This window comes from Bradyrhizobium sp. S3.2.6, from assembly GCF_040546885.1.
In the GTDB taxonomy this organism is placed as follows: domain Bacteria; phylum Pseudomonadota; class Alphaproteobacteria; order Rhizobiales; family Xanthobacteraceae; genus Bradyrhizobium; species Bradyrhizobium cytisi.
In genome coordinates this window covers 328918-351225 of sequence record NZ_JBEPOS010000001.1, presented here as the reverse complement: position 1 = coordinate 351225, position 22308 = coordinate 328918, and the positions used below count along the sequence as shown (strand labels likewise).

Genomic DNA, 22308 nt, shown 5'->3' with positions numbered 1-22308 from the left:
CAGGGCCGGGGCCCATGTTGCGGCATTCTGGGTCCCGGATCGGCGCTCCGCTTCGCTGCGCTTGTCCGGGACACGAGCGCTTATGCAGGAGGCGTGCCGTTGAGCCCCAGCACGTGGCCGGCGAGATAGAGCGAGCCCGTGATCAGGATTCGCGGCGGCACTTCGTAGGCGAGCCGCGACAAAGCGCGCAACGCGGCCTCGATGCTGGGCGCGATCTCGACGCGCATGCTGAGGCTGCGCACGGCATCCGCGAGGCGGTCGACCGGCATCGCGTTCTCGGTGTCCGGAATCGGCACCGCGATGATGTGACGGGTGAGGCCGGCGAAATTGGCGAGAAACGCCTTCGCGTCCTTGTTGGCCATCATGCCCGCAATCACAACTAGCGGCCGCGACACCCGCTCCTCGAGGTCGCCGAGCGCGGCGGCTGCGACGCGGCCACCCTCGGCATTGTGCCCGCCGTCGAGCCAGATCTCACAGCCCTGCGGACCCGAGGAGAGCAGTTCGCCCGAGCTGAGACGCTGCATCCGCGCCGGCCATTCGGCACCGACGATGCCGGCCTCGTACGCCGCCTGATTGACCTTGAAGGCGTTGATGGCGCGTAGCGCCGCGATCGCGAGCCCCGCATTGTCAAACTGGTGACGGCCGAACAGCCGCGGCGCCGTCAGATCCATCAAGCCGCGATCGTCGGAATAAACCAGACGCCCATGCTCGACATTGACGTGCCAGGTTTCGTTCGCAGCAAACAGCGGCGCGCGCATGCGCTTGGCCTGCGCCTCGATCACCGCCATCGCCTCGGGCGGCTGCTCGGCGCAAATCACGGGCACGCCACGCTTGATGATCGCCGCCTTCTCGCCGGCGATCGACGCCAGGGTGTCCCCGAGAAATTCCATGTGATCCATGCTAACGGGCGTGATTACGCAGGCCGCTGGCGCATCGACGACATTGGTCGAATCGAGCCGGCCGCCGAGGCCGACCTCGAGGAGGACTGCGTCGGCGGGATTCTGTGCAAACAAAAGGAAGGCGGCCGCGGTCTTGAGCTCGAACACAGTCGCGGGCTCACCGGCATTGACGCGCTCAACCTCTTCCAGCGCGGCGCGCAACTCGTCGTCAGAGACCAGCACGCCACCACCGCCGCGGCCGAGGCGGAAACATTCGTTGATGCGGACCAGATAGGGCGAGGTGTAGGCGTGGACCCGCAGGCCGGCCGCCTCCAGCGTCGCGCGCAGATAGGCCACCGTCGAGCCCTTGCCGTTGGTGCCGGCAACGTGGATCACCGGCGGCAGCTTGCGTTCGGGATGGCCGAGCCCCTCGAGCAGACGGTGCATCCGCTCGAGCCCGAGATCGATGCGCTTCTGATGCAGGGCCGACAGCCGCCCGATCAATGCATCGAGCGACGGCTTTGCGCTGTCGGAGGACGCGTTCACGCGTGGGGCGCAGCCGGCGCCACTTCCGGGGACATGACGATCTGTGCCGGGCTGACGACAGGCTGCACCGATTTCGACGCGCTCTCCTGCGCCGGCGCCCTGGTCAACAGGCGGCAGAGCCGCGCCAAAGTTGGACGCAGCTCGTGGCGATGCACGACCATGTCGACCATGCCGTGCTCTTTCAGATATTCGGCGCGCTGGAAGCCTTCCGGCAGCTTCTCGCGGATGGTCTGCTCGATCACGCGCGCACCGGCGAAGCCGATCAGCGCGCCGGGTTCGGCGATCTGCACGTCGCCGAGCATCGCATAGGACGCAGTGACGCCGCCGGTGGTCGGGTTGGTCAGCACGACGATATAGGGCTGCTTTGCCTCGCGCAGCATTTGCACGCCGACCGTGGTGCGGGGCATCTGCATCAGCGACAAGATGCCTTCCTGCATACGCGCGCCGCCACTTGCTGCGAACACGATGAAGGGCGCCTTCTTCTCGACCGCGAGCTCGAGTCCGCGCACGAGGGCTTCACCCGCGGCCATGCCGAGCGAGCCGCCCATGAAATCGAAATCCTGCACGGCGATGACGACACCGGCGCCTTCGAGCTTGCCGTAGCCGACCTTGACCGCGTCGTTCAGATTGGTGCGCGCGCGCGCGTCCTTGATGCGATCGACGTACTTCTTCTCGTCGCGAAACCTAAGCGGATCGGGCGTGACATCGGGCAGAGCCACGTCGAACCAGGTCTCGTTGTCGAAGATCGATTTCAGACGCGCCACCGCGCCCATGCGCATGTGGTAGTTCGAGCCGGGAATGACGAACTGGTTGGCCTCGACGTCCTTGTAGAACACGAGCTGTCCGGAATCCGGGCACTTGATCCACAGATTCTCCGGCGTCTCCCGCCGCAGCATGTTGCGAATCTTCGGCCGGACCACATTGGTAAGCCAGTTCATGGTTTGCTCCGATGTGCGAACCCGCAGGGGATCGCCTGAAGGACTATATGGCGGCCGGGCCTCTGCCCGGCAAGCCGCCGTGTCGTCCGCTTTGGCAGCGGAATTATGGCCTATTCGGCCGCTTGTTTCGCGCCCTTGACGCCCTGGGCCAGCGCCGCGGTCAGCTCAGCCACGGCGTTAACGGTTTTGGCGGTTGCGCGGCCCCCGGCATCGAGGCTGTTCTTGAGCGCATCGATCAGCGCGGTGCCGACCACGGCCCCGTCGGCATGCGAGGCAATAGCCTGGGCGTTCTCCGGCGTGCGGATGCCGAAGCCGACGCAGACCGGCAATTTGGTGTGGCGCTTGATGCGGGCAACCGCCCCGCTCACGGCGGTCGCGTCCGCCGCAGCCGCACCGGTGATGCCGGTGATGGCGACGTAGTAGACAAAGCCCGAGGTGTTGGCGAGCACCGCCGGCAGGCGCTTGTCGTCGGTCGTCGGCGTCGCCAGGCGAATGAAGTTGAGGCCGGCCTTCATCGCGGGCAGGCAGAGCTCATCATCCTCTTCCGGCGGCAAATCGACGATGATCAGCCCATCGATGCCGGCGGCCTTCGCATCGACCAGGAACTTGTCGACGCCGTAGATGTAGATCGGATTGTAATAGCCCATCAGCACGATCGGCGTCGCATTGTCGTCCCTGCGGAAGTCACGCACCAGATCGAGCGTCTTCCTCAGCGTCATGCCGACCTTGAGCGCGCGCAAGCCCGCGGCCTGGATCGACGGGCCATCGGCCATCGGATCGGTGAAGGGCATGCCGAGCTCGATCACGTCGGCGCCCGATTTCGGCAACGCCTTGATGATCTCGAGCGACGTAGCCGGATCGGGATCGCCGGCCATCACGAAAGTGACGAAGGCCGAGCGGCCGGCTTTTTTCAGCTCGGCGAAACGGGTGTCGATACGCGTGGTCACTTGGTCTTGCCCTTCAGGATGTCGCCGACCTGCGGGACGTCCTTGTCGCCGCGGCCGGAGAGATTGACGACCATCAGGTGATCTCTTGGCCGTTTCGGCGCGAGCTCCATCACCTTGGCGATGGCGTGCGCGGGCTCGAGCGCCGGGATGATGCCTTCGAGCTTCGAGAGCAGCTGGAACGCGGCGAGCGCCTCGTCATCGGTCGCGGAGAGATAATTGACGCGGCCGATCTCGTGCAGCCAGGAATGCTCCGGGCCGATGCCGGGATAGTCGAGGCCGGCCGAGATCGAATGCGCGTCCTGGATCTGGCCGTCCGCGTCCATCAGGAGATAAGTGCGGTTGCCGTGCAGCACGCCGGGACGGCCGCCCGCAATCGAAGCGGCATGCAATTGCGTGAGCCCGTGGCCCGCGGCTTCGACGCCAAAGATTTCGACGGAGGAATCGTCGAGGAACGGATGGAACAGGCCCATCGCGTTCGAGCCGCCGCCGATGCAGGCGACCAGCGAGTCCGGCAGCCGGCCTTCGACCTCCTGCATCTGCACCTTGGTCTCGTTGCCGATGATGGACTGGAAGTCGCGCACCAGCGTCGGATAGGGATGCGGACCCGCGACGGTGCCGATGCAGTAGAAGGTGTTGTGCACGTTGGTGACCCAGTCGCGCAGCGCCTCGTTCATGGCGTCCTTGAGCGTGCGGGTGCCCGACCGCACCGGATGCACCGTTGCGCCCAGCATCTCCATGCGGATGACGTTGGGCTGCTGCCGCTCGACGTCGACGGCGCCCATATAGACCACGCATTCGAGGCCGAAGCGCGCGCACAGCGTCGCGGTGGCGACGCCGTGCTGGCCGGCACCGGTCTCGGCGATGATGCGCTTCTTGCCCATGCGCCGCGCCAGCATGATCTGGCCGAGCACGTTGTTCACCTTGTGCGAACCGGTGTGGTTGAGCTCTTCGCGCTTGAGGTAAATCTTGGCGCCGCCGAGATGCTCGGTGAGGCGCTCGGCGAAATAAAGTGGCGAGGGCCGGCCGACATAGTTCTTGAGATAGCCGTTCATCTCGGCCTGGAAGGCCGGATCGGCCTTGGCCGCGGTGTAGGCCTTCTCCAGATCGAGGATCAGCGGCATCAAGGTTTCGGCGACGAAGCGTCCGCCGAAAATGCCGAAATGGCCGCGCTCGTCGGGGCCGCTGCGGTAGGAATTTGGCTTGGCGATGTTCATCGGACGCTCAACTCTTGCGTGGCGCGCGCGGCGCGAATGAAGGCCTTGATCAGCTCGGGATCCTTGACGCCAGGCGCGCTCTCGACACCCGAGGACACGTCGGCGCCACCGGCGCCCGTGACGCGGAGGGCTTCGGCGACGTTGTCGGCGTCAAGCCCGCCCGAGACCATGTAAGGCAATTTGAGATCGAGATGTTCCAGCAGGTGCCAATCGAAGGCTGCGCCCAGGCCGCCGGGGCGCGTCGCATCCTTTGGCGCGCGCGCGTCGAACAGGATGCGGTCGGCGACCGCGGCATAGCCGGGCAGCACGGCGAGATCGGCTGATGTTGCGACCGGCACCGCTTTCATCACCGGGCGGCCGAACTTCTGCTTGATGTCGCGCAGCCGCGCGGCGCTCTCTTGGCCGTGGAGCTGCAATATGTCGGGCGACAGCGCATCCATGATGTTGTCGAACGTGGCGTCGTCGGCATCGACGGTGAGCGCGACCTTGAGCGCACGCCCCTTCACCTGGCGGCCGAGATCGCGCCCCGTCTCCAGCGAGACATGCCGCGGCGACGGCGGGAAGAACACGAACCCCACCATGTCCGCGCCCGCGTCGAGCGCCGTTTCGAGCGTCTCGCGTGTGGACAGGCCGCAGATTTTGACGAGCAGGGACATGATCTCAAAGCGGGTGGAGGCCGCAAGCGGCGGCCGGAAAACGGGTTTTTCAGTCCGGGCCGCTTCTACAACGTCGCGCGCTGCTTGTCTCGCCCGATGGCCCCGTAAAGGCCTACCCCTGATGGCACCGGAAGGTGCCGGGACTCGGGCTTGGCCGGGGCCGTCTGGGCCCGCAGATCGGCCAGCTCGCCCCGGGCGGCCCGTGCATCCGCCTCGTGCCGGCGTGCGGCGCGCCGCCAGTGCCGCTGGCCGAACCAGACCGCGCAGCCGCCGGCGATCACGCCCAAAGCAGCGACCAGGATCAGCAGCAGGAACAGCGGCAGCGTGACCGACAGGGCCGGATCGGCCGCCATAAAGGGATCGAACGAGACGGTGACGAAATGCCGGTTGGCGACCGCAAAGGTCAACAGGATGAGGGCCAGCGGAATCACGATCAGCGCGGTCAGGAACTTTCGCATCGCGAGCGCTCGTCTTGAATCAAGCTTGCTGCCGCATCATGCGGCCGTTCGGTTAAGCCCGGACGACAGACTTAATCCGGCGCGCCAGGATCCGGATGATCGCGGTTCAACCGCTCGCGCATTTCCTTGCCGGTCTTGAAGAACGGAACGCTCTTCTGATCGACGGGGACATGGGCGCCGGTACGTGGATTGCGGCCGGCGCGCGCAGGGCGGTGCTTCACCGAGAAAGCGCCGAAGCCGCGCAGCTCGACGCGGTCGCCGCGTGCGAGTGCCGCTACGATCTCCTCGAGAATCGCATTCACAATGTTCTCGACATCCCGCTGGTACAGATGCGGGTTGTGCTCGGCGATACGCTGAACAAGTTCGGATTTGATCATCGAGAGATAGGACCCGGGAGCGTGCGGATGACCATTTCCGTGAAAATGCCTTGATCTGTCAAGACGCTAAATGAAGCTTGAGCGTCGTGAAAATGCGTGACAAATGCCGAAAAAGCGGGCTGCGCAGCTACCCGCGAGACGGGAAAAAGCTCTTGAGCTCGCGTTGTTCCCGCCTTTCCGGTCAATTCGACGCAGCCGGCTGCCACAGGGCCAGCATTCCATCCAACCCGACGCGATCGACCGCCTGCACGACGCCGGTTTGCGCGATTTGGTGTGCAATCGAGCCGAATCCAAGCGCTTCCAGCGTCACCGCGGCTGCCGTCTTGAGGAACGTCAGGTCGCCAAAGCGTGGCTCGAGCTTGTAATCGCGCACGCTGAGACCCTTCTTGACGCCCTTCTGCTCCTCGAGCCAGGTCACGGCGGTTTTCTCGTCGCCGAGCTGATCGATCAGCTTGAGATCGATCGCCTGGCGTCCGGTGAAGACGCGGCCATCGACGACTTTTTCGAGCTGCGTGTCATCCATGCCACGGCGCTGCTTCACCAGATCCTTGAACCAGGCATAGGAATCCTTCACCAGCGCATCCAGCGCGGCCCGGGCCTCGGGGCTGGTCGGCTCAAAACCGTTGGGCGCGGCCTTCAGCGGCGTGGACTTCACTTCCTCGACCTTGACACCGATGGTCTTCAGGAGGTCCGAGACGTTGGGAAACTGGAACAGCACGCCGATCGAGCCGACCAGCGAGCTCTGCTGGGCGATGATGTGATCGCTGGCAATGGCGGTGATGTAGCCGCCGGAGGCGGCGAGACCCTCGACCACGACGACCAGCGGTTTCTTCGCCTTCAGCCGGGTGAGCGAGTCATACAGCTGCTCGGAGCCGGCGGTGGTGCCGCCCGGCGAGTTGACGTGAACGATGACGGCGGCGGCCTGAGAAGTCTCCAGCCGCTCCAGCGCCTGCGTGCGGTCGGAATCGCTGCGGATCAGGCCATCGATCTGCACACGCGCGATCGAGCCGGCGGTAGCGAAGGTGCCGCGCGCGCCGGGTGTTGCGATCAATGCAAAGCCCGCGATCGCAGCGATCGCGATCAGCGCGGCCATCACGCGCCAGAACGTCAGCTTGCGGCGGATCCTGCGGCGATCGACGATGATGTCCGAATCGAGCGACATCGGAATATCTCCAAATGAAAGGCCGCTGGCGTTGTGCCGTCACAACGTGACCAATGGCTTGTCTGGATACATCAATTGCGGCGCAATTTGAAGAAAACAAGGCCCCGCGTCGCCCGAACGGAGCCGCAGCAAAAAAGCCCCGGCTCGCGCCGGGGCTTTGATGTCAGCGAAAAGAAGCGTTTCGCTTACTTGCTGTCGCGGTTCTTGAGCGCGGTGCCCAGGATGTCGCCGAGCGTCGCACCCGAATCCGAGGAGCCGTACTGCGCGATGGCTTCCTTTTCTTCGGCGACTTCGAGCGCCTTGATCGACACCTGGACCTTGCGGGCCTTCTTGTCGAACTGGATCACGCGGGCATCGACCTTCTCGCCGACGGCAAAGCGTTCGGCGCGCTGGTCGTTGCGGTCACGCGCGAGCTCCGAGCGCTTGACGAAGGTGGTGAAGTCGGTACCGGCGATCTTCACCTCGATGCCGCTCTCCTTCACTTCGAGCACTTCGCAGGTCACGACCGCGCCCTTCTTGACATCGCCCGGCTCGGCGAAGGGGTCGCCTTCGAGCTGCTTGATGCCGAGCGAGATGCGCTCCTTCTCGACGTCCACATCGAGCACCACGGCTTTCACCACGTCGCCCTTCTTGTAGTTGTCGATCACCTGCTCGCCCGGAAGCTTCCAGTCGAGGTCGGAGAGATGGACCATCCCGTCGACGTCGCCTTCGAGACCCAGGAACAGGCCGAACTCGGTCTTGTTCTTGACCTCGCCCTCGACGGTCGAACCGGTCGGGTGACCTTCGACGAAGACCTCCCAGGGGTTGCGCATGGTCTGCTTGAGGCCGAGCGAGATGCGGCGCTTGACGGAATCGACTTCCAGCACCTGCACATCGACTTCCTGCGAGGTCGACACGATCTTGCCGGGGTGCATGTTCTTCTTGGTCCACGACATCTCGGAGACGTGGATCAGGCCTTCGATGCCCGGCTCGAGCTCGACGAACGCACCGTAGTCGGTGATGTTGGTGACACGGCCGGTGAAGCGGGCACCCAGCGGGTACTTGGCTTCGATGCCCTGCCACGGATCGTCCAGCAGCTGCTTCATGCCCAGCGAGATGCGGTGCGTCTCGTGGTTGATCTTGATGATCTTGACTTTCACGGTCTGGCCGATCGAGAGCACCTCGGTCGGGTGGTTGACGCGGCGCCACGCGATGTCGGTGACGTGCAGCAGGCCGTCGATTCCGCCGAGGTCAACGAACGCACCGTAATCGGTGATGTTCTTGACCACGCCGTCGATGACCTGACCCTCTTCGAGATTCTGCACCAGCTCCTGACGCTGCTCGGCGCGGGTCTCTTCCAGAACCGTGCGGCGGGAGACGACGATGTTGCCGCGACGGCGGTCCATCTTGAGGATCTGGAACGGCTGCGCGTTGTTCATCAGCGGCGCAACGTCACGGATCGGACGGATGTCGACCTGCGAGCGCGGCAGGAAGGCAACGGCACCGTCGAGGTCGACGGTGAAGCCGCCCTTGACCTGGTTGAAGATGACGCCCGTGACCTTCTCGTTGTTCTGGAACGCCTTCTCTAGCTTGCCCCAGCTCTCCTCGCGGCGCGCCTTGTCGCGCGACAGCACGGCCTCGCCGAGGGCGTTCTCGATGCGATCGAGGAACACTTCCACCTCGTCGCCAACCTTGATCTCGCTGTCACGGCCGGGGCCGGAAAATTCGCGCAGCGCAACGCGGCCTTCGGTCTTCAGGCCGACGTCGATGACGGCCATGTCCTTTTCAATTGCAACCACCTTGCCCTTGACGACGGAGCTCTCCTGCAGGTTGCCACCTGCAAAGGACTCGTCGAGCATCGCGGCGAAATCGTCACGCGAGGGGCTATAGGTATCAGCGGAAATCGAAGCCATTTGTTCTCCAGTTGCGGATGTCTTGCCGGCCGTTGGGTTTTTGGGCGTATCGGACGTGCAGTGTCGGAAGGTCCACAAAACCTTCGGGCGACCGCTCGCTGCTCCGGCCTGAAGCCGGAACAGCGGAAGCGGGCCGGCTGGGCCCGCACGTGCGATACGTGGAATCTTTTGTCCGGAGCCTGGATCACGTCGGCCCCAAACAGGGACCGAGAGTATCGACCTCAAAGAGCGGGAGCGGGCGCTTCCTCCAATGACGGCTGCGGCTTAACCCCGCGACCGGCCCGCTCGGACGGCCTCGATAATGTCGATGGCGGCCCGGACGCCGCCTTCTATATCCAGTTGGGAGTTATCTAGCAAGTAAGCATCCGCGGCCGGTTTCAAAGGCGCAATTGACCTGTTCTTGTCCCGTTCGTCGCGCTGGATGATGTCGGCGAGCACCGCAGCCTCGTCCGCCTCCTCGCCCCGCGCCCTCGCCTCCATGGTGCGGCGGCGGGCGCGGACTTTTGGATCAGCCACGACGAAAATCTTCACGTCGGCATCGGGGCAGATCACGGTTCCAATGTCCCGGCCATCCAGCACCGCGCCGGGCGGACCGGCGGCGAATTGCCGCTGGAAATTGAGCAGGACCTCGCGAACCCTGGGGATCGCCGAAACGATGGAGGCGCCTTCGCCGGCCGCCTGGGTCTTGAGGGCGGGATTGCCGAACTTTTCGGGATCGAGTTCCAGCGCGGCCTGCACTGCAGCCGCCTCGTCCCGGAGATCATGGCCGGACTGCATCAGGGCGTAGGCGACCGCACGATAGATCACGCCGGTATCGAGGTGACGATAGCCGTAATGATGGGCGAGGCGCTTGCCGAGCGTGCCCTTGCCCGAGGCCGCGGGTCCATCAATGGCGATGATCATGAAAACTCGGCCCCTAGCGACCGCATCATCGGAATGAAGTCCGGAAAACTGGTGGCGATGAAAGCGGTGTCGTCGACCGTCACCGGCTGATCGGACGCGCAGCCCATCACCAGCGCCGACATCGCGATACGGTGGTCCATATGCGTGGCGACCGTGCCGCCGCCGGGGACGTGGCCGCGGCCCTCGACGATCAGATCGTCGCCGGAGACCGTGACTTTCACGCCGTTGACGCGGAGCATGTCCGCGGTGGCCTCGAGTCGATCGGATTCCTTGACGCGCAGCTCCTGCAGGCCGCGCATGATGGTCGTGCCTTCGGCGAACGAAGCCGCGACCGCCAGCACCAGATATTCATCGATCATTGAGGGCGCGCGTTCCGGCGGTACCTCGACGCCGCGCAGTTTTGACGCGCGCACACGCAACTGCGCCATCGGCTCGCCGGCGTCGCCGCGCACTTTGCTTTCCTCGATGGAAGCGCCCATTTCACGCAGCGTCGTAAAAAGGCCAGTCCGAAGCGGATTGGTCATCACGTCCGAAAGAACGACATCGGAGCCTTCGACGATCAGCGCCGCGACGACCGGAAATGCCGCTGAGGACGGATCGGCGGGCACGATGACGGTGGCGCCATGCAGCTCGGGCTGGCCGACCAGCGTGATGCGGCGGCCGTGAGCGCCCTCGACGACCGAGGTGATATCCGCGCCAAAATGCTTCAGCATCAGCTCGGTGTGATCGCGGCTGGCCTCGCTCTCGATCACGGTGGTGGTGCCCGGCGCAGACAAGCCCGCCAGCAGCACCGCCGACTTGATCTGGGCCGAGGCGACCGGAGTCTTGTAGGTGATCGGCAGCGGATCACGCGCGCCCTGGACGGTCAGCGGCAGGCGGCCACCCTCAGCGGTAGAAGCGACCCTGGCGCCCATTTTTTCCAGCGGATCGAGGATCCGGCGCATCGGGCGGCTGCGCAGCGAGGCATCGCCGTCGAACACCGCCGAGATCGGGCAACCGGCGACGGCGCCCATGACCAGCCGGCAGCCGGTGCCGGAGTTGCCGAAATCCAGCGCGGCCTTGGGCTGGGCAAAGCCTCCGACGCCGACGCCCTGCACCGTCCAGGCGAAATCGCCGGTGCGCTCGACCTTGGCGCCGAGCGCCTGCATGGATTTGGCGGTGTTGAGGACGTCCTCGCCCTCCAAAAGGCCTGAAATCCGGGTCTCGCCGACAGCCAGCGCGCCCAGGATGAGGGCGCGGTGGGAGATCGACTTGTCCCCGGGCACCCGTACTTTTCCGGTCAGGGGACCGCTTGCGCGCGACTTGAGCGGCGTCGGCTTGTCGGAATGGGTCAAGATTGTGTCCTCGAATGCGTCCGAAGAGGCTGCGGGCAGGTACCACATGGTCCCTCCGCCGTCACGAGCATGTCTTTCTCTCGTAATGCGCTATTGACAGCGGGCCGCCAACTAGCCAAGTGAAACACCGCTTTTCAGACATCCCAGGATTCCTCTGCCGTGGCCAAGTCCGAACTCGGAACCAAACGTATTTGCCCGACTACGGGCAAGAAGTTCTACGACCTCAACAAGACTCCGGTGATCTCGCCCTATACCGGCGAAGTGGTCCCGATCGCGCCCGTGGCGCCGGCGCGTGTACCGCGCGGCGCCGAAGCCCGCCACGCTGCAGCAGCCGCGGACACCACGCCGGAGCCGGCCGAGGTCGAAGAGGTCTCGCTCGAGGAGGCTGATGCCGAGGAGAACACCGGCAAGGTCAAGGCCGTCGTCCCCGAATCCGAGGACGATATCGAGGTCGACGAGACCATCGACGACGACGATGACGATGATTCGACCTTCATTGCCGACGAAGAAGAAGGCGATGAGGACGTGACCGACATCATTGGTGATGTCGGAGGCGATGAAGAGACTTGAGATCAGCCCTGATCTGTGAAAAAGGGTGCACCGCGCGAGTCACCAGGCTCGCCGGTCGGGAGTGATCCACCAGGATCGTCCCAGGACTTAAGGGGCCATAGCTCAGCTGGGAGAGCGCTTGCATGGCATGCAAGAGGTCGGCGGTTCGATCCCGCCTGGCTCCACCAGCCTTCGCTCGCTTCGCGAGCTTCGGCTGGGCAAGCCCGGGAAGTCCCTCGTAGCGAGGCCGGGCTTTAGCGACCTACTCCCCAATCACCGCATTCAGCCGATCGCGCAGCGCGACGATCTCGTCCTTCATTGCGACCAGCTCCGGCACCGAGCAGTCCGACGCGGCCAGGATCGACTGCGGCACGCTGCGCGCCTTGTCCTTCAGGGCGTGCCCCTGCGGCGTCAGCGCGATCAGGACCTGACGCTCGTCCTCGCTGGAGCGCGTGCGCTTGACGAGGTGCGCGGCTTCGAGTCGCTTGAGCAGCGGCGTTAGCGTGCCCGAATCCAGAAACAGCTTTTCGCCGATATCCTTCAGTGGCACGTCGTCGCGTTCCCACAGCACCAGCATCACCAGATATTGCGGATAGGTCAGGCCGAGCCGGTCGAGCAGCGGCTTGTAGACGCGGTTGAAGGCATGCGCGGCTGAATAGACGGCGAAGCAGATCTGGTTGTCGAGGCGTTGCGGATCCAGGGTCGATAATTTCCGGGCCATAGAGAATCTCACGTGATTGACCCGCATTGTGGGACCGGGCGGGCCGACATTCAATTGCGAACAATTAAATGTGAGGCATGCAAATTTCAATTGCGCACAATCTAATTGTTTGCGATACAGGCGCCACCCCAACCCGAAGACCCCTGAGGAGACGAAAATGTCCGTGAACGTCCTCTACAAGACCAGCGCAAAAGCCACCGGCGGCCGTGACGGCCACGCCGCGACCCTCGACGGCGCACTCGACGTCAAGCTCACCACACCGAAGGAGCTCGGCGGCGGCGGCGGCGCCGGCAACAATCCCGAGCAGCTGTTTGCGGCCGGCTATGCCGCCTGCTTCATCGGCGCGATGAAGTTCGTGTCGTCGCAGGGCGGCCCGAAGGTTCCCGCCGACGCCTCCGTCACCTCGACCGTCGGCATCGGCCCGCGCTCGGAAGGCGGCTTCGGCCTCGACATCGATCTGGCCGTCTCGCTGCCGGGGCTATCCCGCGCCGACGCCGAGGCGCTGGTCGAGAAGGCACATCAGGTGTGCCCGTACTCCAACGCGACGCGCGGCAATGTCGACGTCCGCCTGACGGTCGTCTGATCTGACGGTGGATTTGGCTGGCCCGAGATCCCCCTTGGGCCGGCCGCTTCCGCCAGATCTGCCGCGCCGCGGGATTGCGCGGCGACGCATACGCCCCCACGCGGCAAGCCATTGCTGGCCTGGACGAACCTCGCTAGGCCTGTGATCAGACGTCGACACAGGGGAAGCGAAGGCATGACTGAAGCCGTTTTGGGCGCAATGAGCGGACTGCGCGTCGTCGATCTCACGCGCGTGCTCGGCGGTCCCTACTGCACCCAGATCCTCGCCGACCATGGCGCCGACGTGATCAAGGTCGAGCCGCCGGCAGGCGACGAGGTGCGCGACTGGGGCCCTCCCTTCCACGAGGAAGACGCGGCCTATTTCGTCGGCATCAACCGCAACAAGCGCTCCATCGGCCTCGACCTCGCCTCCGAAGGCGGCCGTGTCGTGCTGCTCAAGATGCTGGAGACGGCCGACGTCCTGATCGAGAATTTCAAGCCGGGCACGCTGGAGAAATGGGGCATCGGCAACGACGTGCTCAGCCAGAAATTCCCGCGCCTGGTGCATTGCCGGATCTGCGGCTTCGGCGCCGACGGGCCGCGCGGCGGCAATCCCGGCTATGACGCCATCATCCAGGCCATGACCGGCATGATCGCGGCGACCGGCTCGCCGGAGAGCGGGCCGATGCGGATCGGCGTGCCGCTGGTCGACATCACCACCGGTCTTTACGCAGCGATCGGCATCCTGATGGCGCTGTCCGAGCGGCAGCGCTCCGGCAAGGGCCAGTTCCTGGAGACGACGCTGTACGAGACCGGCCTCGCCATCATGCATCCGCACACCGCGAATTATTTCATGCATGGCAAGCCGCCCGGCCTCACCGGCAACGAGCATCCCAACCTCGTGCCCTACGCGATCTTCCCGACCAGGACCGACGACATCTTCATCGGCGTCGGCAATGACGGCACCTTCCGCAAGCTCGCCAAGGAGATCGGTAAGCCCGAGCTCGGCACTGATCCGCGCTTTGCCCGCAACAAGGACCGCATCGCCAACCGCGACGCGCTGCGCGTAGAGCTTGCCGCGGTGTTCAGCCAGCACGAGGCCGAGCCGCTGTGCAATCGCCTGCTGGCTGCGGGCCTGCCCGCGGGCCCGGTGCAGAAGATCGACCAGGCGTTGACCAACCCGCACACGATCGCGCGCGGCGATGTCATCGAGAAGGACTGGTACAAGGGCGTGGCCTCGCCGATCCGGCTCGATCGCAGCAAGCCGAGCCTACGCCGCCTGCCACCGAAATTCAGCCAGCACTCCCAGGAGGTGCTAGGCGAGTTCGGCTACTCAAAGGCGGAGATCGACGCGATGGTCGAGAGCGGCGTAGTCTGCGGGCCCGAGCGCAAGCGCTAGGGCCCTCGCCTCGTCACCCAAGCAAATGCCGCAGTGCGGCACGGGCACGCATGCACACTGCGGACGGAGGAGGCTGCCCGAGCGCGCGTCTTCGCCTATTTGATGGCTTCCCTTTTGGCAGCGCTTGCTGCTTTCGTTTCGGCCGCTTACACAGTCATGTGAACGTCATGTGGCGCTGCTAGCGCAAGCGCTTCTTTTTGACGGCCAAGGGAGGTACTTGATGGCTCTTCGATATTTTGGGGCGGCTGCCGCTGTTGCATTTGCGGTTGGCATGACGGCTTCGCCGGCGCTGGCCGTGACTGAAATCCAGTGGTGGCACGCGATGACAGGCGCGAATAACGACGTCATCGTCAAGCTCGCCAACGACTTCAATGCGTCGCAGAGCGACTACAAGGTCATCCCGACCTACAAGGGCAGCTATCCCGACACCATGAACGCCGGCATCGCCGCGTTCCGCGCCGGCAACGCCCCGCACATCATGCAGGTGTTCGAAGTCGGCACCGCGACCATGATGGCCGCGACCGGCGCCGTGAAGCCCGTCTACAAGCTGATGACCGATGCCGGCGAGAAGTTCGATCCGAAGAATTATCTGTCCGCGATCACCGGCTACTATTCGACCTCGAAGGGCGAGATGCTGTCCTTCCCCTTCAACTCGTCGTCGACCGTCATGTGGGTCAACCTCGACGAGCTGAAGAAGGTCAACGCAGAGATCCCGAAGACCTGGCCGGAAGTGTTCGAGGTCGCCAAGAAGCTGCACGACAACGGCCATCCGACCTGCGGCTTCTCCAACTCCTGGGTCACCTGGGTCAATCTCGAGCAGCTCTCCGCCTGGCACAACGTGCCGCTCGCCAGCAAGGCGAACGGCCTCGACGGCTTCGACACCAAGCTCGAGTTCAACGCGCCGCTGCAGGAGAAGCATCTCGAGAAGCTGGTCGAGCTGCAGAAGGACAAGACCTACGACTACGCCGGCCGCACCAACCAGGGCGAAGGCCGCTTCACCTCGGGTGAGTGCGCGATCTACCTGACCTCGTCGGCCTTCTTCGGCAACGTCAAGGCTCAGGCCAAGTTCAACTTCACCGCTGCGCCGATGCCGTATTATCCTGACGTCAAGGGCGCACCGCAGAACTCGATCATCGGCGGCGCTTCGCTCTGGGTCATGGGCGGCAAGTCGGCCGACGAATACAAGGGCATCGCCAAATTCCTGACCTTCCTCTCGGACACCGATCGTCAGGTCTACATCCACAAGGCTTCGGGCTATCTGCCGATCACCAAGGCCGCCTACGAAAAGGCCAAGGCCGAGGGCTTCTACAAGGATCAGCCCTATCTCGAGACCCCGCTGCTCGAGCTGACCAACAAGGAGCCGACCGAGAACTCGCGCGGGCTGCGCCTTGGCAACATGGTTCAGCTGCGTGACGTCTGGGCCGAAGAGATCGAGCAGGCACTGGCCGGCAAGAAGACCGCCAAGCAGGCGCTCGATGCCTCCGTCGAGCGCGGCAACACGATGCTGCGTCAGTTCGAAAAGACCGCCGTAAAATAAGGCGAAGGCGCCGGCGGAACCGCACGACGAGCGGCCCGCCGGCACCACCCCATCATGCAAAAGCAAGCGATTTTCCAATCAAAGCTGCTGCCCTACGCGCTGGTTGCGCCGCAACTCGCGATCGTTCTGATTTTCTTCTACTGGCCGGCCGTGCAGGCCGTCATTCAGTCCTTCCTGCTACAGGACGCTTTCGGCCTCTCGACGAGCTTCGTGTGGTTCGAGAATTATGTCGAGCTGTTGAGCGATCCCGCCTATTTCGAGACGATCGTCCGAACCTTCTTCTTCTCGTTTGCGATCGCGGCGTCCTCGCTCTCCGTGGCGCTGCTGCTCGCGGTGATGGCGGACAAGCCGATGCGCGGCGGCGCTGTCTACCGCACGCTGCTGATCTGGCCCTATGCCGTGGCGCCGCCCGTGGTCGGCGTGCTCTGGGTCTTCATGCTGCATCCCTCGCTCGGCGTGCTCTCGCGCTATCTGCGCGCCGCCGGCATCGAATGGAATCCGCTGCTCGACGGCAATCAGGCCGCGACGCTGGTCATCCTCGCCGCCGCCTGGAAGCAGATCTCCTATAATTTCTTGTTCTTCCTCGCAGGGCTCGCGAGCATTCCGAAGAGCGTGCTCGAGGCCGCTGCGATCGACGGCGCGCGCCCGATGCGCCGGTTCTGGACCGTGACCTTCCCGCTGCTGTCCCCGACCATCTTCTTCCTGCTGGTCGTCAACATCGTCTACGCCTTCTTCGACACCTTCGGCATCATCGACACCATGACCCGCGGCGGTCCCGGCAAGTCGACGGAGACCCTGGTCTACAAGGTCTACAACGACGGCCTGATCGGCGGAAACCTCGGCAGCTCCGCGGCGCAGTCGGTGATCCTGATGGTCATGGTCATCGTGCTGACCGGAATCCAGTTCCGCTTCGTCGAACGCAAGGTGACCTACTGATGGTCGAGCAAGAGGGCTTTCGACGCTACATCGCCCACATCATCCTCTGGATCGGGATCGCGATCGTCGCCTTCCCGGTCTACGTCGCCTTCGTCGCCTCGACCCAGGACAACGCGCTGATCGCCAACGGGCAGATGTCGCTGTTGCCCGGCGGACATTTCTTCGAGGTCTACTACCAGACCATCTTCGTCGGCACGAGCGGCTCGACCCGCGAGCCCGTCGGCAACATGATGCTGAACTCGCTGGTGATGGCGTTGGCGATCGCGATCGGCAAGATCGCGATCTCGATCATCTCCGCCTATGCGATCGTCTATTTCCGTTTTCCCTTTCGGATGCCGATCTTCTGGATCATCTTCATCACGCTGATGCTGCCGGTCGAGGTCCGCATCTATCCGACCTACAAGATCGTCGCCGACCTGCACATGCTCGACAGCTACGCCGGCCTCGCGCTGCCGCTGATCGCGTCGGCCACGGCAACGCTGCTGTTCCGCCAGTTCTTCATGACCGTGCCGGATGAATTGCTGGAGGCCTCGCGCATCGACGGCGCCGGCCCCTTGCGCTTCTTCTGGGATACGCTGTTGCCGCTGTCGCGCACCAACATGGCCGCGCTGTTCGTGATCCTCTTCATCCTCGGCTGGAATCAATATCTCTGGCCGCTGCTGATCACCACCCGCGACGACATGCAGACCATCCAGATCGGCATTCGCAAGATGATGACCACCAACGATGCGCTGACCGAATGGCCGATCGTGATGGCGACCGCCGTGCTGGCCATGCTGCCGCCGGTGTTCGTCGTCGTCGCCATGCAGAAACTGTTCGTGCGCGGCCTGGTCGAGACGGAGAAGTAGAGAGTCATGGCCAACGTCACCCTGCGCAACGTCCGCAAGACCTATCCCGGCGGCTTCGAGGCCATCAAGGGCGTCAACGTCGATGTCGGCGACGGCCAGTTCTGCGTGCTGGTCGGCCCCTCCGGCTGCGGCAAGTCCACGCTGCTTCGCATGGTCGCGGGGCTCGAGACCGTCACCGGCGGCGAGATCGACATCGGCGGCCGCGTCGTCAACCAGGTCGAGCCCGCCGATCGCGACATCGCGATGGTGTTCCAGAACTACGCGCTCTATCCGCATATGAGCGTGTTCAACAACATGGCTTACGGCCTGCGCAATCGCGGCATGAAGGAAGCCGAGATCAAGACCCGCGTCGAGGAAGCCGCGCGCGTGCTCGAGCTCTCGGCGATGCTGGAGCGCAAGCCGCGCCAGCTCTCCGGCGGCCAGCGCCAGCGCGTCGCCATGGGCCGCGCCATCGTCCGCCAGCCGAAGGTGTTTCTGTTCGACGAGCCACTGTCGAACCTCGACGCCAAGCTGCGCATCGCGATGCGCGTCGAGATCCGCAAATTGCAGCGCCGCCTCAAGACGACGTCGGTCTACGTCACCCATGACCAGCTCGAGGCGATGACGCTCGCCGACATCCTCGTCGTGATGAATGGCGGCCAGGTCGAGCAGATCGGCAATCCCCTCGCGATCTACGAGAAGCCGGCCACGACCTTCGTCGCCTCCTTCATCGGCGCGCCGCCGATGAATCTGATGTCGATGCGCACTGTTGAGATCAAGTCGCAGCTCGGCGGCAGCGCAACTGAAGCCGGCATCCTCGGCATCCGTCCGGAAGATTTTGTCATTACCGACCAGACCCCGGCCGGCGGTGTCGCATTGCCGCTGACGATCGAAGCGATCGAGCGCGTCGGCGCCGAAACTTTTATCTACGGCTCGCGCGCCCAGGACGAGCAGCGCGTCGCCGCCACTCCGGGTGAGCTGCCGCCGGGCGAAGTCATCGTCCGCATCCCCGGGACTGAGGCCCCGGCGATCGGTGAGAAGATCCGCGTCGCGGCAGTGCGCCAAAAGCTGCACCTGTTCAGCGGCGACGGGCGGACGCGGATCGAGGCCTGACGGGTCCGACAGAACAGCCGACTAAAGACCCAAAACAACCCCATGCACAGTAGAACGGGGCCTGTTTTCATTGGGATAAATCGCCCGCAAATTCGTCACGGCGGGGCGACGGCGGAAGCAGTGAATCCACAGCCCCTGCTACGTCCTTGAACCCACATGGGGATATGCCCATATTGCTGACCAAGGGGCGCCGCTTCCGGGCCCTGAAATGCCAAAGTCGCTTCGAGAGGACTTTGTAAACTATGTCTCGTGTTCCCACGTTATCCAGTCCGTTCCTTCTGGGCTTCGACGAGATTGAGCGCGTGCTCGATCGCGTCGTCAAAGGCGCCGACGGTTATCCTCCCTACAATATCGAGAGGTGCGACCGGTCGGACGGCCAGCCCGAGCGGTTGCGCATCACGCTGGCGGTCGCCGGATTTACCCGCGACCAACTCGATGTAACTATTGAGGAAAACCAGCTCGTGATCCGCGGACGACAGCAGGACGACAAGACCCGACAATACATCCATCGCGGCATCGCCGCGCGCCACTTCCAGCGCACCTTCGTGCTGGCGGAGGGGATGCTGGTACTGGGTGCGGATCTGAAGAACGGGTTGTTGTCGATTGATCTTGCCCGGCCAGAACCGGAGAGGATCGTTAAGACAATCGCTATCAATGAGCACGAATAATGGAACGAGTAGCGGACTCGACCGCTTAGTTTCTGTGAAGGAGTCGAGACCATGAGTGAAGGTCATGTTGCGTTCGAATACGAAGCCAAGACGGTCTCTCCGGAGACGCTGGCAAGCCTCGGCGAAGGCCACATCGCCTATGTGAAGCAGATCCGCTCCGAGGACGTGCCCGGCCTGTTTCCCGAGGCCCCGAAGATTGCGCCCGGCCTCAAGCTGTTCGCACTCCACGCCGCCGACGGCACGCCGATCATGCTGACCGACAGCCGCGAAGCCGCGGTTGCGAATGCCTGGAGCAACGAGCTGCAAGCGGTGAGCGTGCACTGAGCACGCGCGCGTCGCACGAATAGAGTTTTGAGCGGGCATGCCTTCGCACGAAGGCGTGCCCGCTTTCATTTTGCACAGTTTTCATTTTGCACACTTGGCAAAGCACCAGGACCGCTCGAGATTCGCTCGATCGAGCCACGGGCTCCCTCAACCTCTCCCGCTTGCGGGGGAGGTCGGCGCGAAGCGCCGGGTGGGGGGCTCCCTCCTCGCGGGGATACTCTCCGCAGCCCTCAAACACTCCCAACGCGGAGACACCCCCGCCCCAGCCCTCCCCCGCAAGCGGGAGAGGGAGTACACCGTCTTCACGACTGCGACTGAGCTTCTTCAAATCACGACTAGGACGGAGCGCGGAATGCCCGGACTCGACGAAAGCGATCAAGATAAGGGGCAAGTGGTGACTGTCGATTCCAACAGAGTGTCGGCTCAACCAGGCCTTCGTGAGTCAAATACTCAGCCAACCGGTGCAGACATTGTCGCTGCGCTCGCGAATTCGCCGCTCGCAATCGTCAACTTTGCTCGACTATCGATTCGCGCGAAGGTCCGATCGGAACCACACGATATGGACGAGTGGCTTTAAGTTACGCCGCAGGCGCCGCCACACGTTCCGGCAACCAAGCCCATGTTAGGCCGGACGCGATCGCATCGTCTGCGAAGTCAATCGGCAGCCTCCGAATCCGGCGTCGGATGCCTTTCACGCTGCGTTGGGATTTGCCGAGGTCGGCAGCGCGATCATCCACAACGGTAGCAAGACCGTGCGCTATTTGTCGCGTACCCTCTAGACTAATCGCCTGAGCGATCCGACAGCCGCGCGCGGATGTCCGGCTTCAGCACCTTGCCGACCTTGGAGCGCGGCAGATCGTCCCAGACTTCGATCTGCTTTGGTGTCTTGACGCTGCCGATCCGCTGCTTGACGAACGCCGCCAGCGCAACCGCATCGACGCTTTGGCCGGCGCGGGGCTGCACCACGGCGACGATCCGCTCACCCCATTTCTCGTCCGGAAGGCCAATCACGGCGCAATCCTGCACCGCCTCATGCGCCCGCAGCGCGTTCTCGACCTCGATCGAGTAGACGTTGAACCCGCCGGTGATGATCATGTCCTTGGCGCGATCGACGATATAGAGGTAGCCGTCATCGTCGATGTAACCGATGTCGCCGGTGTGGTGCCAGCCATGCGCGGAGGCCTCCGCCGTCGCCTCGGGATTTTTGTAATAGCCCTCCATCACCAGCGAACCGCGGACCACGATCTCGCCGCGTGCGCCGGTCGGCAGCAAATTGCCGTCGCCATCCATGATGCCGGCCTGCACCAGCGGGCTGATCCGGCCGGCCGAGGCGAGACGCTCCATCGCGATCGTGCCGTCGGCATTGTAATGCTCGCTAGGTGCCATCATCGAGATCATCATCGGCGCTTCGGTCTGACCGAACAGCTGCGCCATCGGCCCGATAAGCTGGAGCGCCTCCGCAAGCCGCGCGGCCGAGATCGGCGCCGCACCGTACCAGAAGCATTGCAGAGACCCGAGCTTCGCGGAATCGAGCTTTGGATGATCGAGCAGCATGTAGATCACGGTCGGCGGCAGGAAGGTATGCGTGACGCGATAGCGCTCGATCAAATCGAGAAATTCGGCGATGTCGGGGTGATGCATGATCACGATGCGGCCGCCGAGCGCCATGATCGGGAAACACAGCACGCCGGCCGCGTGGGTCAGCGGCGCGAGCGCGAGATAGATCGGACGCCCCTTGAAGGGATAGCCCATCAGCGTCAGGGCCGTCATAGCCTCGATATTGCGGCCCGACAGCATGACCCCCTTCGGCTTGCCGGTGGTGCCGCCGGTGCCGGGAATCATCGCGAGATCGTCGACCGTCTCGCGTTGATAGCGGTCGTCGGCGAGGCCGGCGAGCCAGCTGTCGAACGAGGGGGCGAAGGATAACTCGGCATCGAGGCAGACGAGGGCGCGCAGCTTTGGCAGCTCTGCACGCACCGCCTCGACCATCGGTGCAAAGCTTGAATGGAACAGCAGCAGGCTGCAGTCGAATTGGTCGAGGATGAGCCGATTTTCGACCGCCTCGTTGCGCGGATTGATCGGGCACCAGACCGCACCGCCACGGGAAATGCCGAACACGCAAGCAAACGCGACCGGATCGTTGCCGGAGAGGATTGCGACCTTCTCGCCGGCAGCAATACCCGATCGCGCGAGCCCGCGCGCGACGCGGTAGCTCAGCCGCTGCACCTCGCGATAGCTGAGGTCGCGCCCGTCCATGGTCAGGCACGGCGCGCCAGCGCCGAGCGAGGCACCTTTGTCCAGGTAATCGATGAAGCGCATGATCAACACCCGAAGCGGCAGCGGGTGACGCGGAGGTCCGCGCCACCCG

22 protein-coding genes, 1 tRNA gene and 1 pseudogene are annotated in these 22308 nt (G+C 64.1%); 11 read left to right on the top strand and 13 right to left on the bottom strand.

Annotated features, from left to right (window positions below):
• Positions 1-80: 80 nt before the first annotated feature.
• The 11 genes from ABID58_RS01730 to aroA all read right to left on the bottom strand — a co-directional run bounded on the left by ABID58_RS01730 (position 81) and on the right by aroA (position 11353).
• Positions 81-1424, bottom strand: a complete 1344-nt coding sequence (locus ABID58_RS01730; protein WP_354031296.1) for a bifunctional folylpolyglutamate synthase/dihydrofolate synthase — start codon at positions 1422-1424, stop codon at positions 81-83.
• Positions 1421-2362 (bottom strand): acetyl-CoA carboxylase, carboxyltransferase subunit beta, encoded by a 942-nt coding sequence (gene accD, locus ABID58_RS01725; protein ID WP_354031295.1) that lies wholly within the window; start codon positions 2360-2362, stop codon positions 1421-1423. Before accD ends, ABID58_RS01730 begins: the two co-directional genes overlap by 4 nt.
• Positions 2363-2472: 110 nt before the next feature.
• Complete coding sequence (gene trpA, locus ABID58_RS01720; protein ID WP_354031294.1) at positions 2473-3309, bottom strand: tryptophan synthase subunit alpha; 837 nt, start codon at positions 3307-3309, stop codon at positions 2473-2475.
• On the bottom strand, positions 3306-4523 hold the full coding sequence (trpB, locus tag ABID58_RS01715; protein ID WP_354031293.1) for a tryptophan synthase subunit beta: 1218 nt from the start codon (positions 4521-4523) through the stop codon (positions 3306-3308). Before trpB ends, trpA begins: the two co-directional genes overlap by 4 nt.
• Entirely contained in the window at positions 4520-5179 is a 660-nt protein-coding gene (locus ABID58_RS01710) for a phosphoribosylanthranilate isomerase (RefSeq protein ID WP_354031292.1), read from the bottom strand. Before ABID58_RS01710 ends, trpB begins: the two co-directional genes overlap by 4 nt.
• 65 nt (positions 5180-5244) lie before the next feature.
• Positions 5245-5637: a lipopolysaccharide assembly protein LapA domain-containing protein gene (locus tag ABID58_RS01705; RefSeq protein ID WP_148749075.1), complete on the bottom strand. Its 393-nt coding sequence runs from the start codon at positions 5635-5637 to the stop codon at positions 5245-5247.
• A 71-nt stretch (positions 5638-5708) separates the two neighbouring features.
• The gene (locus ABID58_RS01700; RefSeq protein WP_007598410.1) at positions 5709-6014 is read right to left on the bottom strand and encodes an integration host factor subunit beta; all 306 of its coding nucleotides are present in this window, start codon (positions 6012-6014) and stop codon (positions 5709-5711) included.
• Positions 6015-6195: 181 nt separating this feature from the next.
• Positions 6196-7176, bottom strand: a complete 981-nt coding sequence (gene sppA, locus ABID58_RS01695) for a signal peptide peptidase SppA (protein WP_354031291.1) — start codon at positions 7174-7176, stop codon at positions 6196-6198.
• Between the two features lie 185 nt (positions 7177-7361).
• Positions 7362-9068, bottom strand: coding sequence for a 30S ribosomal protein S1 (gene rpsA, locus ABID58_RS01690; protein WP_148749073.1), 1707 nt, complete (start codon positions 9066-9068; stop codon positions 7362-7364).
• 264 nt (positions 9069-9332) lie between these two features.
• Positions 9333-9971 carry a (d)CMP kinase gene (cmk, locus tag ABID58_RS01685; RefSeq protein ID WP_148749072.1) on the bottom strand — a complete coding sequence of 213 codons (639 nt, stop codon included), beginning with the start codon at positions 9969-9971 and terminating at the stop codon, positions 9333-9335.
• Positions 9968-11353, bottom strand: coding sequence for a 3-phosphoshikimate 1-carboxyvinyltransferase (aroA, locus tag ABID58_RS01680; protein WP_502916370.1), 1386 nt, complete (start codon positions 11351-11353; stop codon positions 9968-9970). The genes cmk and aroA overlap by 4 nt, the downstream gene beginning before the upstream one ends.
• A gap of 111 nt (positions 11354-11464) precedes the next feature.
• On the opposite strand from aroA, the gene ABID58_RS01675 reads away from it, so the two are divergent.
• Both ABID58_RS01675 and ABID58_RS01670 read left to right on the top strand, forming a co-directional pair.
• The gene (locus tag ABID58_RS01675) at positions 11465-11875 is read left to right on the top strand and encodes a TIGR02300 family protein (protein WP_148749070.1); all 411 of its coding nucleotides are present in this window, start codon (positions 11465-11467) and stop codon (positions 11873-11875) included.
• Between the two features lie 91 nt (positions 11876-11966).
• Positions 11967-12042 (top strand) — tRNA-Ala (locus ABID58_RS01670).
• Between the two features lie 74 nt (positions 12043-12116).
• On the opposite strand, the gene ABID58_RS01665 is transcribed toward ABID58_RS01670, so the two are convergent.
• Positions 12117-12575: a MarR family winged helix-turn-helix transcriptional regulator gene (locus tag ABID58_RS01665; RefSeq protein WP_187434605.1), complete on the bottom strand. Its 459-nt coding sequence runs from the start codon at positions 12573-12575 to the stop codon at positions 12117-12119.
• Between the two features lie 157 nt (positions 12576-12732).
• Here ABID58_RS01665 and ABID58_RS01660 point away from each other — a divergent pair, with 157 nt between their 5' ends.
• From ABID58_RS01660 to ABID58_RS01620, 9 genes and pseudogenes are all read left to right on the top strand, one after another.
• Complete coding sequence (locus tag ABID58_RS01660; RefSeq protein ID WP_148749068.1) at positions 12733-13158, top strand: organic hydroperoxide resistance protein; 426 nt, start codon at positions 12733-12735, stop codon at positions 13156-13158.
• Positions 13159-13332: 174 nt separating this feature from the next.
• The gene (locus tag ABID58_RS01655; RefSeq protein ID WP_354031289.1) at positions 13333-14535 is read left to right on the top strand and encodes a CaiB/BaiF CoA transferase family protein; all 1203 of its coding nucleotides are present in this window, start codon (positions 13333-13335) and stop codon (positions 14533-14535) included.
• Between the two features lie 220 nt (positions 14536-14755).
• The gene (gene ugpB, locus ABID58_RS01650) at positions 14756-16072 is read left to right on the top strand and encodes a sn-glycerol-3-phosphate ABC transporter substrate-binding protein UgpB (protein ID WP_148749066.1); all 1317 of its coding nucleotides are present in this window, start codon (positions 14756-14758) and stop codon (positions 16070-16072) included.
• A 54-nt stretch (positions 16073-16126) separates the two neighbouring features.
• Positions 16127-17008, top strand: coding sequence for a sn-glycerol-3-phosphate ABC transporter permease UgpA (ugpA, locus tag ABID58_RS01645; protein ID WP_148749065.1), 882 nt, complete (start codon positions 16127-16129; stop codon positions 17006-17008).
• On the top strand, positions 17008-17856 hold the full coding sequence (ugpE, locus tag ABID58_RS01640) for a sn-glycerol-3-phosphate ABC transporter permease UgpE (protein WP_148749064.1): 849 nt from the start codon (positions 17008-17010) through the stop codon (positions 17854-17856). Before ugpA ends, ugpE begins: the two co-directional genes overlap by 1 nt.
• Positions 17857-17862: 6 nt before the next feature.
• A complete protein-coding gene (locus ABID58_RS01635; RefSeq protein ID WP_354031288.1) occupies positions 17863-18948 on the top strand; it encodes a sn-glycerol-3-phosphate import ATP-binding protein UgpC in 1086 nt (361 codons plus the stop codon).
• A gap of 242 nt (positions 18949-19190) precedes the next feature.
• Positions 19191-19616 carry an Hsp20 family protein gene (locus tag ABID58_RS01630; RefSeq protein ID WP_011083554.1) on the top strand — a complete coding sequence of 142 codons (426 nt, stop codon included), beginning with the start codon at positions 19191-19193 and terminating at the stop codon, positions 19614-19616.
• Between the two features lie 51 nt (positions 19617-19667).
• Positions 19668-19940 (top strand): BQ00720 family protein, encoded by a 273-nt coding sequence (locus ABID58_RS01625; protein WP_148749062.1) that lies wholly within the window; start codon positions 19668-19670, stop codon positions 19938-19940.
• A gap of 626 nt (positions 19941-20566) precedes the next feature.
• Positions 20567-20719 (top strand): annotated as a pseudogene (locus ABID58_RS01620) (GNAT family N-acetyltransferase); the annotation flags it as partial.
• A gap of 1 nt (position 20720) precedes the next feature.
• On the opposite strand, the gene ABID58_RS01615 reads toward ABID58_RS01620, so the two are convergent.
• A complete protein-coding gene (locus ABID58_RS01615) occupies positions 20721-22259 on the bottom strand; it encodes an AMP-binding protein (RefSeq protein ID WP_354031287.1) in 1539 nt (512 codons plus the stop codon).
• Between the last annotated feature and the right edge of the window lie 49 nt (positions 22260-22308).

What these genes read in the sequence shown, in the direction of transcription:
- ABID58_RS01700 (WP_007598410.1), bottom strand. Translation starts at nt 6,014, where the DNA reads ATGATCAAATCCGAACTTGTTCAGCGTATCGCCGAGCACAACCCGCAT.
- ABID58_RS01625 (WP_148749062.1), top strand. Translation starts at nt 19,668, where the DNA reads ATGAGTGAAGGTCATGTTGCGTTCGAATACGAAGCCAAGACGGTCTCT.
- ABID58_RS01705 (WP_148749075.1), bottom strand. Translation starts at nt 5,637, where the DNA reads ATGCGAAAGTTCCTGACCGCGCTGATCGTGATTCCGCTGGCCCTCATC.
- ABID58_RS01660 (WP_148749068.1), top strand. Translation starts at nt 12,733, where the DNA reads ATGTCCGTGAACGTCCTCTACAAGACCAGCGCAAAAGCCACCGGCGGC.
- ABID58_RS01630 (WP_011083554.1), top strand. Translation starts at nt 19,191, where the DNA reads ATGTCTCGTGTTCCCACGTTATCCAGTCCGTTCCTTCTGGGCTTCGAC.
- sppA (WP_354031291.1), bottom strand. Translation starts at nt 7,176, where the DNA reads ATGTCGCTCGATTCGGACATCATCGTCGATCGCCGCAGGATCCGCCGC.
- ugpA (WP_148749065.1), top strand. Translation starts at nt 16,127, where the DNA reads ATGCAAAAGCAAGCGATTTTCCAATCAAAGCTGCTGCCCTACGCGCTG.
- ABID58_RS01710 (WP_354031292.1), bottom strand. Translation starts at nt 5,179, where the DNA reads ATGTCCCTGCTCGTCAAAATCTGCGGCCTGTCCACACGCGAGACGCTC.
- ABID58_RS01635 (WP_354031288.1), top strand. Translation starts at nt 17,863, where the DNA reads ATGGCCAACGTCACCCTGCGCAACGTCCGCAAGACCTATCCCGGCGGC.
- ABID58_RS01655 (WP_354031289.1), top strand. Translation starts at nt 13,333, where the DNA reads ATGACTGAAGCCGTTTTGGGCGCAATGAGCGGACTGCGCGTCGTCGAT.
- cmk (WP_148749072.1), bottom strand. Translation starts at nt 9,971, where the DNA reads ATGATCATCGCCATTGATGGACCCGCGGCCTCGGGCAAGGGCACGCTC.
- ABID58_RS01615 (WP_354031287.1), bottom strand. Translation starts at nt 22,259, where the DNA reads ATGCGCTTCATCGATTACCTGGACAAAGGTGCCTCGCTCGGCGCTGGC.
- rpsA (WP_148749073.1), bottom strand. Translation starts at nt 9,068, where the DNA reads ATGGCTTCGATTTCCGCTGATACCTATAGCCCCTCGCGTGACGATTTC.
- accD (WP_354031295.1), bottom strand. Translation starts at nt 2,362, where the DNA reads ATGAACTGGCTTACCAATGTGGTCCGGCCGAAGATTCGCAACATGCTG.
- ABID58_RS01665 (WP_187434605.1), bottom strand. Translation starts at nt 12,575, where the DNA reads ATGGCCCGGAAATTATCGACCCTGGATCCGCAACGCCTCGACAACCAG.
- aroA (WP_502916370.1), bottom strand. Translation starts at nt 11,353, where the DNA reads ATGTGGTACCTGCCCGCAGCCTCTTCGGACGCATTCGAGGACACAATC.
- ugpB (WP_148749066.1), top strand. Translation starts at nt 14,756, where the DNA reads ATGGCTCTTCGATATTTTGGGGCGGCTGCCGCTGTTGCATTTGCGGTT.
- ugpE (WP_148749064.1), top strand. Translation starts at nt 17,008, where the DNA reads ATGGTCGAGCAAGAGGGCTTTCGACGCTACATCGCCCACATCATCCTC.
- trpB (WP_354031293.1), bottom strand. Translation starts at nt 4,523, where the DNA reads ATGAACATCGCCAAGCCAAATTCCTACCGCAGCGGCCCCGACGAGCGC.